The sequence below is a fragment of the Streptomyces sp. MNU76 genome, assembly GCF_020982545.1.
Taxonomy (GTDB): Bacteria; Actinomycetota; Actinomycetes; order Streptomycetales; family Streptomycetaceae; genus Streptomyces.
Genome location: NZ_JAJKLK010000001.1, coordinates 108,889 through 122,769, shown reverse-complemented (window position 1 = coordinate 122,769; position 13,881 = coordinate 108,889). Strand labels below are relative to the sequence as shown.

General features: G+C 71.8%; 10 protein-coding genes and 1 pseudogene. 1 reads left to right on the top strand and 10 read right to left on the bottom strand.

Features of this window, described 5'->3' with window-relative positions:
* Positions 1 to 41: 41 nt before the first annotated feature.
* The 9 genes and pseudogenes from E4N62_RS00445 to E4N62_RS00405 form a co-directional block, all read right to left on the bottom strand.
* A complete protein-coding gene (locus E4N62_RS00445) occupies positions 42 to 2,357 on the bottom strand; it encodes a molybdopterin cofactor-binding domain-containing protein (protein WP_230211423.1) in 2,316 nt (771 codons plus the stop codon).
* The gene (locus E4N62_RS49180) at positions 2,354 to 3,187 is read right to left on the bottom strand and encodes a (2Fe-2S)-binding protein (protein ID WP_374116893.1); all 834 of its coding nucleotides are present in this window, start codon (positions 3,185 to 3,187) and stop codon (positions 2,354 to 2,356) included. Before E4N62_RS49180 ends, E4N62_RS00445 begins: the two co-directional genes overlap by 4 nt.
* Positions 3,188 to 4,330: 1,143 nt before the next feature.
* Positions 4,331 to 5,224: a xanthine dehydrogenase family protein subunit M gene (locus E4N62_RS00435; RefSeq protein ID WP_184893457.1), complete on the bottom strand. Its 894-nt coding sequence runs from the start codon at positions 5,222 to 5,224 to the stop codon at positions 4,331 to 4,333.
* 288 nt (positions 5,225 to 5,512) lie between these two features.
* Positions 5,513 to 7,164: pseudogene (locus E4N62_RS00430) on the bottom strand (beta-N-acetylhexosaminidase).
* Positions 7,165 to 7,168: 4 nt separating this feature from the next.
* Complete coding sequence (locus E4N62_RS00425) at positions 7,169 to 8,011, bottom strand: carbohydrate ABC transporter permease (RefSeq protein ID WP_230211422.1); 843 nt, start codon at positions 8,009 to 8,011, stop codon at positions 7,169 to 7,171.
* Positions 8,008 to 8,928 (bottom strand): carbohydrate ABC transporter permease, encoded by a 921-nt coding sequence (locus tag E4N62_RS00420; protein ID WP_374116892.1) that lies wholly within the window; start codon positions 8,926 to 8,928, stop codon positions 8,008 to 8,010. The genes E4N62_RS00425 and E4N62_RS00420 overlap by 4 nt, the downstream gene beginning before the upstream one ends.
* A 38-nt stretch (positions 8,929 to 8,966) precedes the next feature.
* Positions 8,967 to 10,268, bottom strand: coding sequence for an extracellular solute-binding protein (locus E4N62_RS00415; protein WP_230211420.1), 1,302 nt, complete (start codon positions 10,266 to 10,268; stop codon positions 8,967 to 8,969).
* Between the two features lie 362 nt (positions 10,269 to 10,630).
* The gene (locus E4N62_RS00410; protein WP_005486786.1) at positions 10,631 to 10,912 is read right to left on the bottom strand and encodes a DUF3039 domain-containing protein; all 282 of its coding nucleotides are present in this window, start codon (positions 10,910 to 10,912) and stop codon (positions 10,631 to 10,633) included.
* Positions 10,913 to 10,941: 29 nt separating this feature from the next.
* Positions 10,942 to 11,514 (bottom strand): YqgE/AlgH family protein, encoded by a 573-nt coding sequence (locus E4N62_RS00405; protein WP_184893447.1) that lies wholly within the window; start codon positions 11,512 to 11,514, stop codon positions 10,942 to 10,944.
* A 366-nt stretch (positions 11,515 to 11,880) separates the two neighbouring features.
* Between E4N62_RS00405 and murA the strand changes: the two genes are divergently transcribed.
* A complete protein-coding gene (murA, locus tag E4N62_RS00400) occupies positions 11,881 to 13,227 on the top strand; it encodes a UDP-N-acetylglucosamine 1-carboxyvinyltransferase (protein ID WP_045560689.1) in 1,347 nt (448 codons plus the stop codon).
* Positions 13,228 to 13,414: 187 nt separating this feature from the next.
* On the opposite strand, the gene E4N62_RS00395 is transcribed toward murA, so the two are convergent.
* Positions 13,415 to 13,696: an HU family DNA-binding protein gene (locus E4N62_RS00395; protein ID WP_152169247.1), complete on the bottom strand. Its 282-nt coding sequence runs from the start codon at positions 13,694 to 13,696 to the stop codon at positions 13,415 to 13,417.
* Positions 13,697 to 13,881 lie beyond the last annotated feature (185 nt).

Sequence of the window (13,881 nt, the reverse complement as noted above, 5' to 3'; positions counted from 1 at the left end):
AGGGCGGTGCCGGAGGCGGCTCGCGGCCTCCTCCCCCGGCCCTACGCCCCCGTCACCACCGCCGCCTGCGGGCGGATCGGCAGCCGGTTCACGGGGCGTCCCGTGGCCGCCCGTACCGCCGCCGCGATGGCCGCCGGCGAGGTCACCACCGGCACCGCGCTGGCCGCCTTCGCGCCGAAGGGGGCGACGACGTCGCGTTCCTCCACCAGCTTGACGAGCCGGATGTCGGGGACGTCGAGGGCGGTGGGCAGGGCGTAGCCGGTCAGGTCGGGGTGGCGGACCAGGCCCCGGGGGGTGCGCAGGTTCTCGGTCAGCGCGATGCCCACGCCCTGGGTGACGCCCGCCTCGATGCGCGCGGCGAGCTGGTCCGGGTTGAGGATGCGGCCGACGTCCTGGGCGACGGCCAGCTCCACGACCCGTACGGAACCGAGTTCGATGTCGACGTCGACGACCGCGCGGATCGCGCAGAACGCGAGGCCCACGAACGCGTCGCCCTGTCCGGCCTCGTCCAGCGGTTCGGTGGGGTGCGGGCGGCACTGGGCGGTGGCCCAGAGCTCCTTGCCGTCCATCGCCTCCGCGACCGTGGTGGACAACACACCGTCGTACGACGTGATCTTGCCGTCGGTGATCTGCAGCAGCTCCGTGGACATGCCGAATTTATGGGCGAGGGGCTGCAGCAGTTGCGTGCGGACCATCTTCGCCGCCCGCTCCACCGCGCCGCCCGAGACCCACGTGTGGCGGCCCCGGCAGCTCGGGCCGGCCGGCGGCTGGTCGGTGTCGACCTGGGCGATGTGCACCTCGTCGATGCCGAGGGTCTCCTGGACGATCTGCCGGGCGAGGGTGGAGAAGCCCTGGCCGGTGTCGACGGCCGCGCACAGCACGGTCGCGATGCCGTCGTGGACCTTCACGGTGGCCGTGGAGACCTCGTCCGCGCCCTCGGCGCCGAGCATGTGGACCATGCCGAGGCCGTAGCCGACGCCGCGCCGGACGGCTCCCGGCTCGCCCGCGCCCTCCGGGCCTCCCGGAAGCAGCCACTCCTCCTCGGGGGTGTCCTTGGGCAGGGCCGGCAGCGGGAACTCCTGGACGGCCTGGAGGAGTTCGGCGACCGGCGCCGGGCAGGTCACCGACTGGCCCGTCGGCAGCATGTCGCCCGTGGACATCACGTTGCGCATGCGCAGGTCCGCCGGGTCGATGCCCAGCTTCTTCGCCAGCTTGTCCATCTGCGCCTCGTACGCGGCGCAGACCTGCATCGCGCCCTCGCCGCGCACATGGCCGGAGGGCGGGTTGTTGGTGCGGACCGCCCAGCCCTCGATGAAGGCGTTGGGGACGACGTACGGGCCGCAGGCGAAGGAGACGGCGGCGGCCAGCGCCTCCGAGGAGGTGTCCGCGTACGCGCCGGCGTCGAGCAGGATCTGTGCCTCGACCTTGACGAGCCTGCCCTCGGCGTCGGCGTGGTGGCGGTAGCGCAGCAGGGTGGGGTGGCGGTGGGCGTGGCCGAGGAAGGACTCCTCGCGGGTGGCCGTCAGCTTGACCGGGCACCCGGTCTTCAGGGCGAGCAGTCCGAGCGGCAGCTGGAAGCCCTGGTCCTCGCGGTCGGCGGTGGCGCCGGGGACGCCGGTGACGACGATCTTGACGCGGTCGGGCGGCAGGCCGTAGCAGGCGGCGGCCGCGTCGCGGTCGGTGTGCGGGTCGGTGGAGGCCACGTACAGCTCGACGCCGCCGTCGGGGCGGGGCACGGCCAGGCCGGCCTCGGCGCCGATGGGGGCCGGGTCCGCGCGGCCGATGCGGTACTGCCCCTCGACGACGATCTCGCCCGCCGCGTTCGGGTCGCCGTGGCGCAGCGGGATGTGGCGGATGAGGTTGCCGTCGGGGTGCAGGGGCTCGGCCTCGAAGGCCTGCTCCGGGTCGATCACCGGGTCGAGGACCTCGTACTCGACGATGACGGCGGCGGCGGCCATCCGCGCGGTGTCGGGGTGGTCGGCGGCGACGGCCGCGATGGGCTCGCCGTGGTGGCGTACGACCTCGGAGGCGAACAGGGGCCGGTCGGCCTTGCCCCGGCCGTGCAGGGCGACGCCCGGCACGTCCTCGTGGGTGACGACGGCCCTGACGCCGGGCATCTCGCGGGCGTGGGTCGTGTCGATGGACACGATGCGCGCGTGCGGGTGCGGCGAGCGGAGCACGGCGGCCCACAGCAGGCCCTCGGCCCACAGGTCGGCCGCGTACGGGAAGGTGCCCTCCGACTTGGCCCGGGAGTCGGCGGACGGCAGGGACGCGCCGAGGCCGTGCGGCAACTGCTCGGGTGCGGGCGCGGTCTCGCCGGGGCCCGCGGGCGTCGCGATGACGGTTTCGTTGCTCACGCCTGGCCTCCGTCCTGGCCGAACGACCGGCCCTGACCGCCGTACGAGTCGTCCTGACCGACGAAGGACTGCCCTTGGCCGCCGTAGGTGTCGCCCTGCCCGGCGAAGGACTGCCCCTGACCGCCGTAGGTGTCGCCGGGACCGCCGAACGACTGGTCCTGACCGAAGGACTGGTCCTGGCCGCCGAACGACTGGCCCTGACCGCCGTAGGTGTCGCCGCTGGCGCCGAACGACTGGCCCTGGCCGCCGTACGAGTCGTCCGGGCCGGTGAACGACAGTCCCTGGCCGCCGTAGGACCGGTCGGCGTCGTGCGGGGCCGGCGAGGGTGTCCGCTGGGCGTCGTACGCCGCCGGGTTGACGCCGCCCGCGCCGGGGCCGGCCTGGTGCGGGATGCGGGCCTCGTCGGTGTCGGCGGCGGCCTCGTTCTCGGCGGCCGTGTGCGCCTCGCGCTCGGCGACGACGTCACGGACGGCCGCGAGGACGCCCCGGTAGCCGGAGCAGCGGCAGAGGTTGCCGCAGAGGGCCTGGCGGGTCTCCAGGTCGGTGGGGGCGGGGTTGCCCTCCAGGAGGTCGTGCACGGTCATCGCCATGCCGGGCACGCAGAAACCGCACTGCACGGCACCGCACTTGGCGAGGGCCCGCTGCACGTCCGAGGGCCGGCCGTCGGCGGCGAGGCCCTCGACGGTGCGCACCTCGCTGCCGGCGGAGGTGACCGCGGGCACCAGGCAGGAGGCCACGAGACGGCCGTCGACCTGCACGTTGCAGGCGCCGCACTCGCCCTGCGAGCAGCCGTCCTTGGCGCCGGCCAGGCCGAGCCGCTCGCGCAGCACGTAGAGCAGCGACTCGCCGATCCAGGCGTCGCTGACGGGCCGCTCGGTGCCGTTGACGCGCAGGACGTAGGAGGCGAGGGGTGGTCGTCGTGCGGGGGCGGGGTCGGGGCGGCTTCCTCGGCCGCGGCCGGGTCGCCCTCGGCCCCGGAAGGCTCGACGGACTGGACGGAGTCGGCGGACTCGGCGCGGTCGGCGGACTCGGCAGGCCCGGTGGCCCCGGCGCGTCGGCGCCCGTCTCCGGCTGCTCGGTCCGCTCGGGGCCCGAGGTCTCCGCGTCGGCCCGCCGGCCGGCCCAGCGGGCTCCTGGGCGCCTTCCGGGGCCTCCTCGGCGCCCTCCGACCCCTGACCGGCGTACGCGCCCCCAGAGCCCCGGAGGCCGCGGCGGTCGCCGCGGTCGCCGCGGTCGCGGAGGGCTCACCGGACGCGTCCGGCGCCGCACCCGGCGCGCTCCCGTCCGCCGCCGGACCCTCGGCCGGACGTTCCCCTCCAGGGTGCTCGTCGGCCGGGGGCTCCTCGGTCCGGGCGGGGGCGGCGGCGCGGTCCACGCCGTGCCGATCTCCTCCGTCGCCCAGGGCGCGGCGGCTCCGCCGGGGAGCGTGGCGGGCGGGGTGCCGCCCCACTGCTCGACCAGGGCCGAGGTGCTGAACTCACCGGATTCGTCCGGAAGATCACCACCGGCGACCGGAATCGACCACTCGCCGGTCACATCGTGACCGGGAGCGGCGCCTTCCGGGGCGGCCGGCTCCTCGAACATCCACTGCCCGGTCGAGCCGGGGTTGTACGTGAACCCGTGCTGCGTCAGCGGCGAGGGCTGCCCGGCGTTCGGGTCGTGCCACTCGGCGCCCCCGGCCGGCATCGTCCAGGTGCCTGGGACGGACGGGTCGGTACCGGCGGTGTGGGCCGTGTCACCGACCTGCCCCGGGACCGGGTTGGCCGCGTTGATGGAGTTCGTCGCTATCTGCGGCGGCACGTAGCCGTGGCCTGGCGCGGCCAGCGGGCTGTCGGCGGCGAGCAGCGCGTCGATGCCCCCCTCGGGGAGCTGGACGAACGTGGTGGCGCCGTCGTCGTAGTCGCCCTGCGGCAGCCGCTCCCAGCCGCCCTGGCCCCCCTGCTGCGGGGTGCCCTCCCCGTGCTGGTCGTCGGTCACGACAGCGCCCTCCCCAGTGCTCGTCGGGCCAGCGCGGCGACGGTGCGCCGCAGGTGCAGTACGGCGGGCGGAAGCGGTGCCACGGAGCCGTCCACCTCGGGGGCCGGGTCCGGGATGCAGGCGGCGGCCACGTACTCGCCGAAGGCCTGGAGCGCCTCGGGCACCAGGGTGCGCTCGCCGTCCCAGTCGATCAGTTGGCCGACCCACGCCTCGGCGTCCAGCGGGCGCAGCGGCATCGGCGCTATGGCTCCGACGGCGCACCGCACCCCGCGCCGGGCGGGGTCGAGGACGAGGGCGACGGAGGCGACCGCGCGGCCGGGGCCGGTGCGCCCGGTGGCCTTCAGGAAGACCTGGGGGGCGTGCAGCAGCGGCACGCGCACGAAGCCGATGAGTTCACCGGGTCGCAACATTTCCATGCCGGCCAGCAGGTGCGAAACGGGCATCTCGCGGCGGGCCCCGCCCGGGCCCGCGATGATCAGCGTGGCCTCCAGGGCGGCGAGCACGGGCAGCGCGTCCCCGGTGGGGGCGGCCGTCGCGATGTTGCCGCCGAGGGTGCCGGCGTTGCGGATCTGCGGTGGTCCGGCGGCGCGCGCGGCGGCGGCGAGCGCCGGAATGAGCGCCGCGAAGTCCGGGCGCCCCATCCGGGCGTGCGTCAGTCCCGCCCCCAGGAGGGCATGCCCGTCCTGGTACTGCCAGCCGCGGATCTCGCTGATCCGGCCGAGGCCGACCAGTGCCGCGGGCCTGAGCTGCCCGGAGTTGACCGCGGCCATGAGGTCCGTGCCTCCCGCCACCGGAACCGCCCAGGGCATGGCGGCGAGGGCCGCCACGGCCTCGTCCAGCGAGCCGGGCAGGGTCACGGCCTGCGCCGCCTGCGGTGCGTGCGTGGTCAAACCGGCTACCCCTTCCCGCTGCCCCACCTGGTCCGCCTGTGTTGCCGTACGGTACGTGCTGACAGGGCGGACGTGGCAACTCTGGCACATTCTCGCGAGGCCCGAACGCGGGGGTCCGCTAGGAGGCATTCGCCCGCCTCACCCGAGAGATGGTCCGATTTGATACGTCATTGCCCATAGGTGAATATCGGCACCTTCCGTTGACTCAAGCACCTCTTGTCCCGCTCGTTCCCCGAGCGGCCACGGTCGCAGGGCACGCGCTTTCGGTCCTACGTCTTCGCACCCGCCTCACACGTTCGGGGGCGCCCCCTCGATCGGACGTCCGAGCACCCCGGGTCGCCGCTGCCACGGGCGCGGGCCCGAAGGCGGCCGATAACCGACCCCCAGGGCGTCAAGTCGCGCGTAGTGGGCCGTCATCCGCCGCTCGAAGTCGCCGAAGTCACGCTCGGCGGGGGCCGGCAGCCGGCTCCAGACCACCTCGGCGAAGGCCGCCAGGCGCGGGAACGTCTGGTAGTCCACGCGGGCGCGGTCCTCCATCACCTCGGTCCACACGTTGGCCTGGGCGCCCAGCACGTGCCGGGCCTCGTCGGCCGTCAACTCCGGTGGTACCGGCTCGAACCGGAAGACGTCCTCCAGGGTGCGGACCCAGCCGATGGGCACCGGCTCGTCGGGGCCGCCGTCCTGACGGTGGTCCAGATACACCTGCTGCTCGGGGCACATGACCACGTCGTGGCCCATGCGGGCCGCCGTGACCCCGCCCGCGTACCCCGCCAGGAGGACACGGCGGCCCCCCGCGCAAGGCCGCCCTCCAGGATCTCGTCCCATCCGATCAGGCGACGCCCGCGCGCGGCCAGCCAGTTGTCGAAGTGCCGGACGAACCAGGACTGCAGCGCGTCCTCGTCCGCGAGCCCCAGCTCCCGCATCCGGGCCCGCGCGGCGGCGGATTCCCGCCACTGGTCCTTGGGGCACTCGTCGCCGCCGATGTGCACGAACGCCGAAAACCCCGAGGACCCGACGGCGTCGGCCGGAAACAGCTCCAGGAGTTCCTCGAACACCCCCTCGTAGAAGCGCAGGGTGTGGTCGGTGGGGGCGAGGACGTTCTTGTTGACGCCCCAGGTGTCCCACACGCCGAGGGAGGCCGTGTCGACGACATCGGTGTTGCCGAGTTCCGGATACGCGGCGATGGCGGCCTGGCTGTGCCCCGGGACGTCGATCTCGGGGACCACGGTGATGTGCCGCTCCGCCGCGTACGCGACGATCTCCCGGAGGTCGTCCTGGGTGTAATAGCCCCCGTGCGGTTTCTCCTCCCACAGCGGTGACGCCCGGTGGCCGATTTTCGTACGCGCCCGCCAGGCGCCGACCTCGGTCAGCCGGGGGTACCTCTTGATCTCCACCCGCCAGCCCTGGTCGTCCGTCAGGTGCAGATGGAGGACGTTGAGTTTGTGCGCGGCCATCAGGTCGACATAGCGCAGCACCTGGTCCTTGGGCAGGAAGTGCCGGGCCACGTCGAGCATGAGGCCGCGCCAGCGGAAGCGGGGGCTGTCGTGGATGATCTGGTGCGGGATGCCGTACGTGGTGGCCGACCGGACCGGGGCCCTCCGGAAGGCCTCGGGCCCGAGCAGCTGACGCAGGGTCTGGGCCCCCCAGAAGACGCCTGCCGGGCCGCCGCCGCGGATCTCGATGCCCCGGTCGGTGACGACGCTGAGCCGGTACGCCTCGGGCTCCAGGCTCTCGTCCAGGCACAGCCGCACCGCGTCGCGCGCGCCCTCGGGGCCGGGCGGCAGCGACAGCCCGAGGGCCGCGCCGAGGGTCGAGCGCAGCCACCGCTGCGTGCCCTCCGTGCCCGGCGCCGCCCACAGGGGGGTGTTCTCGCCGAGCGCCACGCGGCACCGCAGGGGCCCCTCGACAGAGACGGGCGCAGGAATCAGGTCCGTGTGCATCGTGTCAGTCCTTCACCGCGCCGCCCAGTCCGGAGACCAGGCGCCGCTGTACGAGTACGAAGAAGATCAGCACCGGCACAGTCATCACCGTGGAGGCGGCCATCACACCGCCCCAGTCCGGCTCCTCCGGCTTGTAGAAGACCAGCAGGGCCATCGGCAGGGTCGACTGGGAGGTGTCGCTGATGATGAACGACTTGGCGAACAGGAAGTCGTTCCAGGTCGAGATGAAGGAGAAGACGCTGGTGGCCACCAGGCCCGGAAAGACGAGCGGGAAAAGGATCTGCCAGAGGAACCGGGAACGGCTCGCCCCGTCGAGATGGGCCGCCTCCTCCAGCGCCTCCGGTACGGCCTTCACGAAACCCCTCAGCATCCAGATCGCGAACGGCAGCGAGAAGGCGATGTGCGGCAGGATCAGCGCGCCCAGGGTGTTGAGTTGACCGAGGTCCCGCATCTGGAAGAAGAGGGGAATGGTCAGCGCCTCCACCGGAACCATCTGGGCCACCAGGAACATGATCAGCAACGTGGTCCGGAATCGGAAGCGGAATCGGGTGACCGCCGTCGCGGCGAGAAACGCGATGAGCGCGGAGGCGACGACCACCGCGCAGGCGACGATCAGGCTGTTGGCGAAGTACCGGCCGAATTCCTGCTGCCCGAAGACACGCCGGAAGGAATCCAGGGTCGGCGCGAGGGTCCACGGCCGGGGCTCGGACGACTCGATCTCACCCGCCGGCTTGAAGGCGCTCAACACCATCCAGTACAGCGGGAACGCCACCACGACCGCGATGACCAGGGCGGACGCCTCCGCGGCGAGCCGCCAGGGCCGCCGCACGAAACCCGGTGAATTCACAGCTCCTCCCCTTGCCTGCGCAGCAGTCGCAAATACACCAGGGTGATCGCCAGCAGAATCACCAGCATCACCACGCCGATCGCCGAACCGAGGCTGTACTGGGAGGACGCGAAGGCCTTCTGGTAGGCGTACACGTTCAGCACGAGGTTCTGGCCCGCGATTCCGCCGCCGCCCGTCATCACATAGATCTGGGTGAAGACCTTGAAGTCCCAGATGATCGACTGAATGGTGACGACGACCAGGATCGGGCGGAGCATCGGCGCGAGAACCGACCGCCAGATCCGCCACTGCGAGGCGCCGTCCAGGGCCGCGGCCTCCAGCACTTCCGACGGTACGGAGCGGATGCCCGCGTAGACGGTCACCATCACGAACGGGAAGGAGCACCAGACCACTTCGAGCAGGACGAGGAGGAAGGCGCTGTACCGCCCGTAGGTCCAGGAGTGGTCGCCGAGGCCCAGGACGCGGTTGACCGGCCCGAAGTCCGGGTCGAACAGCAGCAGCCACACCGTGGACCCCGTGATGGCCGGGGTCGCCCACGCGCCGAGCGCCGCCAGCATCAGCGCGAGCCGCGGCACGGCCCGTACTCGTGTCAGCAGCACGGCGAGCGCGCACCCGACGGCGAGCGTGGACACCACGCACGCCGCCGCGAACACGACGGTGGCCAGCAGCACCTGCCAGAACTGCCCGTCCCCGAACAACTCGGCGTAGTTCCCGAGCCCTCGGAAGGACGCCGGTTCACCACCACTGACCTGCGCCTGCGTGTACTCGAAGAACGAAATCAGCCCGAGCTGATAGACGGGATAGACAAGCAGCCCACCCAGGACGACAAGGGCCGGGGCTAGATAGATCCACGGGGTGACCGCGGCGCCCCCATAGGGGCGCGGGGAACTGCGCGACAAGCCACGACGAACCCGCACCCGCCCACGCACAGCACCCCCACCCCTGGGCGCCCCGCTCACCCGGCGGAGCCGAACGCATCGTTCATCCGCTTCGCCGCGTCCTCCGACGCCTCCGCCACGTCCTTCTTGCCGCTGACGACCTCCTGGAACATCGTCGGCAGCACCAGCGACGCGTCGATCTGCGCCCATGCCGGGGAGGCGGGCACGAACTTCGTGCCGGAGGCCAGCGTCTTCACGAACGGCTCGATGAAGGGCTCCTCCTTCGCCGCCTCCGCCCGCACGTCCGTGTAGGTGGGCAGGAAGCCCATCGCGTCGAAGAGTTCGCCCTGGGTCTCCTTGGACGCCAGTCGCTTCATCAGGTCGACGGCGAGCGTGCGGTGCGTGGTGCTCTTCAGGACGCCGACGTTGTTGCCGCCCGCGAACGCCGGGGCCACCGAGCCGGACTTCACCCCCGGCAGCGGTACGACCGCGTACTTGCCCTTGACCTTGCCGGCCTCCACGGCCGCGTGGCTGAAGTCACCGCCGATCGCCATGCCCGCCTTGCCGGCGGCGAACGCGGTGACCGTGTCGTTGCCGCCCATGCTCGCGCACTTGGCGGCGGGGCAGTTGTCGTCGCCGAAGAGCGAGGTGTACGCCTCGATGCCCTTCCGGGCGGCCGCGCTGTCGATGGTCGAGGCGTACGAGCCGCCCCTGCCCTCGGCTATCTCCCCGCCGTTGGCCCAGACGAAGGGCATGGCCCCGTAGGTGTAGGCGCCGCCGACGACGAGGCCGTACAGGTCCGGCTTGGCAGCGCGGATCTGCTTGGCGGTGGTGGCCAGTTCGTCCAGGGTCTTCGGGGGTTCGAGGCCGAGCTCGTCGAAGATGTCGGTGCGGTAGTAGAGGGCGCGCACGCCCACGAAGAAGGGCGCCCCGTAGACCTTCCCTTCGACCGTCACGGAGGTCTTGGCGGTCGGATCGGAGTCCTTGGCCTCGGACCAGCCGTTGAACTCCGTGGTGACGTCGGCGAGTCCGCCGTCCTTCACATAGCCGGCGGTGTCCGTGTTGCCGTACTCGATGACGTCGGGGGCGCTCTTGGGGTCGTTGAAGGCGGCCTTGATGCGCTGGGCGCGGGTCTCGACGGGGATGTACTCGACCTTGACCTTCGCGCCGTCGTGCGCCTTCTCGAAGGCGGCGACGACCTTGTCGACGACCTTCTGCTTCGGCTCGTTGCTCACCTCCTGGAAGAGCCACACCCGCAGGGTGCCGGTCTTCTCGTCCTCCCCGGTGGAGGAGTTGTCGGAGGTCTGGGGGGCACAGGCGGTCAGCCCGGCGAGGGCCAGTGCCGCTACGGGCGCGGCGAGTCGGGCGGCGAGCTTCATCGAGCGAATCCTCCGGAGGGGGGAGCGGAGCGTTGCATTCTCTGCAACGGGCGTTCTGCTCTACACAACACACCGGAGGCTATGGAGTACATGAACATGACCACAAGAGGTCTCAACCACCTTGTGATCCAGAAAAACGCGCGCGGTTCGACGGGGCCGAGGTGAGACGGGCGCGACAAAGCTCGGGAGCGCGGGTTCGTCGGCGGGTGCGGCCGAGCGGGGGCTGGTCGCGCAGTTCCCCGCCCCCCTGACAAGCATGGGTCGCGCCCGGAGCTTTCAAGGGGCGCGGGGAACTGCGCGAGCAACCACACACCACCCGCACCCGCCGACGAACCGATGACCCCCGAGCAGATCGCGCCCGGCTACTTCTTGCCGTCGCCCTGGTCGTCACCGCCCGCGCCGAGGGACTCGAAGATCTCCTTGCACATGGGGCACACGGGGTACTTCTTCGGGTCGCGGCCCGGGACCCACACCTTGCCGCACAACGCCACGACGGGCGTGCCGTCGAGGGCGCTCGCCATGATCTTGTCCTTCTGGACATAGTGGGCGAAGCGCTCGTGGTCACCATCGCCGTGCGACGTCTGCGGCGTCGGCTCGACGAGGGTCCCCGTACCAGTACCGCGCTCGGGCTCAAGAGTGCTCATGAGCTCCAGGGTACTGAAGCGCACGCGCGTCAGTTGAGCGAAGGGTCGTCCGGATACGTGGCCACCATCGCGAGTTCGTTGCGCTGGCGGCGCAGGACCTCGCGCCAGAGCCGTTCCGGGCAGGGCGAGGAGACGTCGCCGGGTTCCGACTCGACGACGTACCAGGCACCCTCCGCCAGTTCGTCCTCCAGCTGGCCGGGGCCCCAGCCCGCGTACCCGGCGAAGATGCGCAGCGAGCCGAGCGCCGAGGCCAGCAGCTCCGGCGGGGCCTCCAGATCGACCAGGCCGATCGCCCCGTGCACGCGCCGCCAGCCGAGTGGCGCCCGGTCCACGGAGCCCCCGCCGGGGATCACCGCGACCCCCAGCGCCGAGTCCAGCTGCACCGGGCCGCCCTGGAAGACCACCCCGGGTTCGCCGGCGAGGTCTGCCCAGCCCTCCAGGATGTCGCCGACGTCCACCGGGGTGGGCCGGTTGAGGACCACGCCGAGCGAGCCCTTCTCGTCGTGGTCGAGGAGCAGCACGACAGCGCGGTCGAAGTTCGGGTCCGCCAGGGCGGGCGTGGCCACGAGCAGCCGCCCTGTGAGCGAGGACACCTCGGTCATGCCAGACATGATCCCGCATCCCGCCCGGGTACGGGGAGCCAATCCCGCCAGCGGTGTGCGCGCAGCCATGAATCCAGGCCAGCGGCCCGCTGGGTCTCCGGCAGGGTGGTGGTGGGAGACGGGCGGGCCCACCGGCGCGCACCCCGCGCACGGACGTCACGGTGACCCCCCGTGGCCGGTGGTGAACGGTTCGTGTTGTGGCCAATCCATGACGTGACTGAGAGGCCCTTGGGCTTACGGAAGGGGGGTGGGCGGCGATTACGCTAGCTCTCCGGCTCGCGCCGCGCCGACCCCCGTACAACGGGTCCGTCGGCCGTCCGCACACGCCGCACACACCTCTGCCCAACTCCACGGAACGCGAGATCCATGACCGTCAACGGCTCTGACGACGTACTGCTTGTACACGGCGGCACCCCGCTCAGTGGCGAGATCCGTGTCCGCGGTGCGAAGAACCTCGTACCCAAGGCCATGGTCGCCGCGCTGCTCGGCAGCGGTCCGAGCCGGCTCCGCAACGTGCCCGACATCCGCGACGTACGGGTCGTGCGCGGGCTGCTGCAGCTGCATGGCGTAACGGTCCGCCCGGGCGACGAGCCGGGCGAGCTGGTGATGGACCCGACGAACGTGGAGAGCGCGAACGTCGCCGACATCGACGCCCACGCGGGCTCGTCCCGCATCCCGATCCTCTTCTGCGGCCCCCTGCTGCACCGCCTCGGCCACGCCTTCATCCCCGGTCTCGGCGGCTGCGACATCGGCGGCCGGCCGATCGACTTCCACTTCGAGGTGCTGCGGCAGTTCGGCGCGAAGATCGAGAAGCGGGAGGACGGCCAGTACCTGGAGGCGCCGCGACGGCTGCGGGGCACGAAGATCCAGCTGCCGTACCCGTCGGTGGGCGCGACCGAGCAGGTGCTGCTCACGGCCGTCCTCGCGGAGGGCGTGACGGAACTCGCGAACGCGGCCATCGAGCCGGAGATCGAGGACCTCATCTGCGTCCTGCAGAAGATGGGCGCCATCATCGCGATGGACACCGACCGCACGATCCGCATCACCGGTGTGGACTCGCTCGGCGGCTACAACCACAAGGCGCTCCCGGACCGCCTGGAGGCCGCCTCCTGGGCGTCCGCCGCGCTGGCGACCGAGGGCGACATCTACGTCCGGGGCGCCCAGCAGCGCTCGATGATGACGTTCCTGAACACCTACCGGAAGGTGGGGGGTGCCTTCGAGATCGACGACGAGGGCATCCGCTTCTGGCACCCGGGCGGCCAGCTGAAGTCGATCGCGCTGGAGACGGACGTCCACCCGGGCTTCCAGACCGACTGGCAGCAGCCCCTGGTCGTCGCGCTGACACAGGCCACCGGCCTCTCGATCGTCCACGAGACGGTCTACGAGTCCCGGCTGGGCTTCACCTCCGCGCTGAACCAGATGGGTGCGCACATCCAGCTCTACCGCGAGTGCCTCGGCGGCTCCGACTGCCGCTTCGGCCAGCGCAACTTCCTGCACTCGGCGGTCGTCTCCGGCCCCACCCGGCTGCAGGGCGCCGACCTGGTCATCCCCGACCTGCGCGGCGGCTTCTCGTACCTCATCGCCGCCCTCGCGGCGCAGGGGACCTCCCGGGTCCACGGCATCGAGCTGATCAACCGCGGCTACGAGAACTTCATGGAGAAGCTCATGGAGCTCGGCGCGAAGGTGGAACTGCCGGGCAAGGCGCTGGGCTAGAACCGCGCCTTGGAGAAGCAGGGGCGCAGCCCCGCTTCTCCAGGGGCGCGGGGAACGGCGCGACCAGCCCCCGCGGACCCGCAGCCGACATCCCTACGACGATGGGGGCGGCACCCGGAACACCAGGTGCCGCCCCCATCAGGCGTCTATGTGCGCCCCACCGTCCCGTGAGAGACAGATGGCAAGGTCACTTGCCCTTGGCGGCTTCCTTGAGCTTGCTGCCCGCGGAGACCTTCACGCTGTAGCCGGCGGGGATCTGGATCGGGTCGCCGGTCTGCGGGTTGCGAGCGGTGCGAGCGGCACGGTGGGTGCGCTCGAAGGTCAGGAAGCCGGGGATGGTGACCTTCTCGTCGCCCTTGGAGACGATGTCGCCGACAGTCTCAGCGAACGCGGCCAGCACGGCGTCGGCGTCCTTGCGGGTCACCTCGGCGCGGTCGGCCAGCGCGGCCACCAGCTCACTGCGGTTCATGTTGTTACTCCCGTGTTCTTCTTGCCGTTGAGGCGGACCCGGGTCCGTCGTCAGACCCTCGCGCCCAGAAACGCATCCTGCACTCACCTGCGGCGGGAAAGCCAATCCAGCACCCCTGGGAGTCACACGAACACCCCTGGGAGTCATATGAACACCCCTGGGAGTCGTGGCAGGCCTGAGCTTGG

What these genes read in the sequence shown, in the direction of transcription:
- E4N62_RS00415 (WP_230211420.1), bottom strand. Translation starts at nt 10,268, where the DNA reads ATGAAGCTCGCCGCCCGACTCGCCGCGCCCGTAGCGGCACTGGCCCTC.
- E4N62_RS00410 (WP_005486786.1), bottom strand. Translation starts at nt 10,912, where the DNA reads ATGAGCACTCTTGAGCCCGAGCGCGGTACTGGTACGGGGACCCTCGTC.
- E4N62_RS00405 (WP_184893447.1), bottom strand. Translation starts at nt 11,514, where the DNA reads ATGACCGAGGTGTCCTCGCTCACAGGGCGGCTGCTCGTGGCCACGCCC.
- murA (WP_045560689.1), top strand. Translation starts at nt 11,881, where the DNA reads ATGACCGTCAACGGCTCTGACGACGTACTGCTTGTACACGGCGGCACC.
- E4N62_RS00395 (WP_152169247.1), bottom strand. Translation starts at nt 13,696, where the DNA reads ATGAACCGCAGTGAGCTGGTGGCCGCGCTGGCCGACCGCGCCGAGGTG.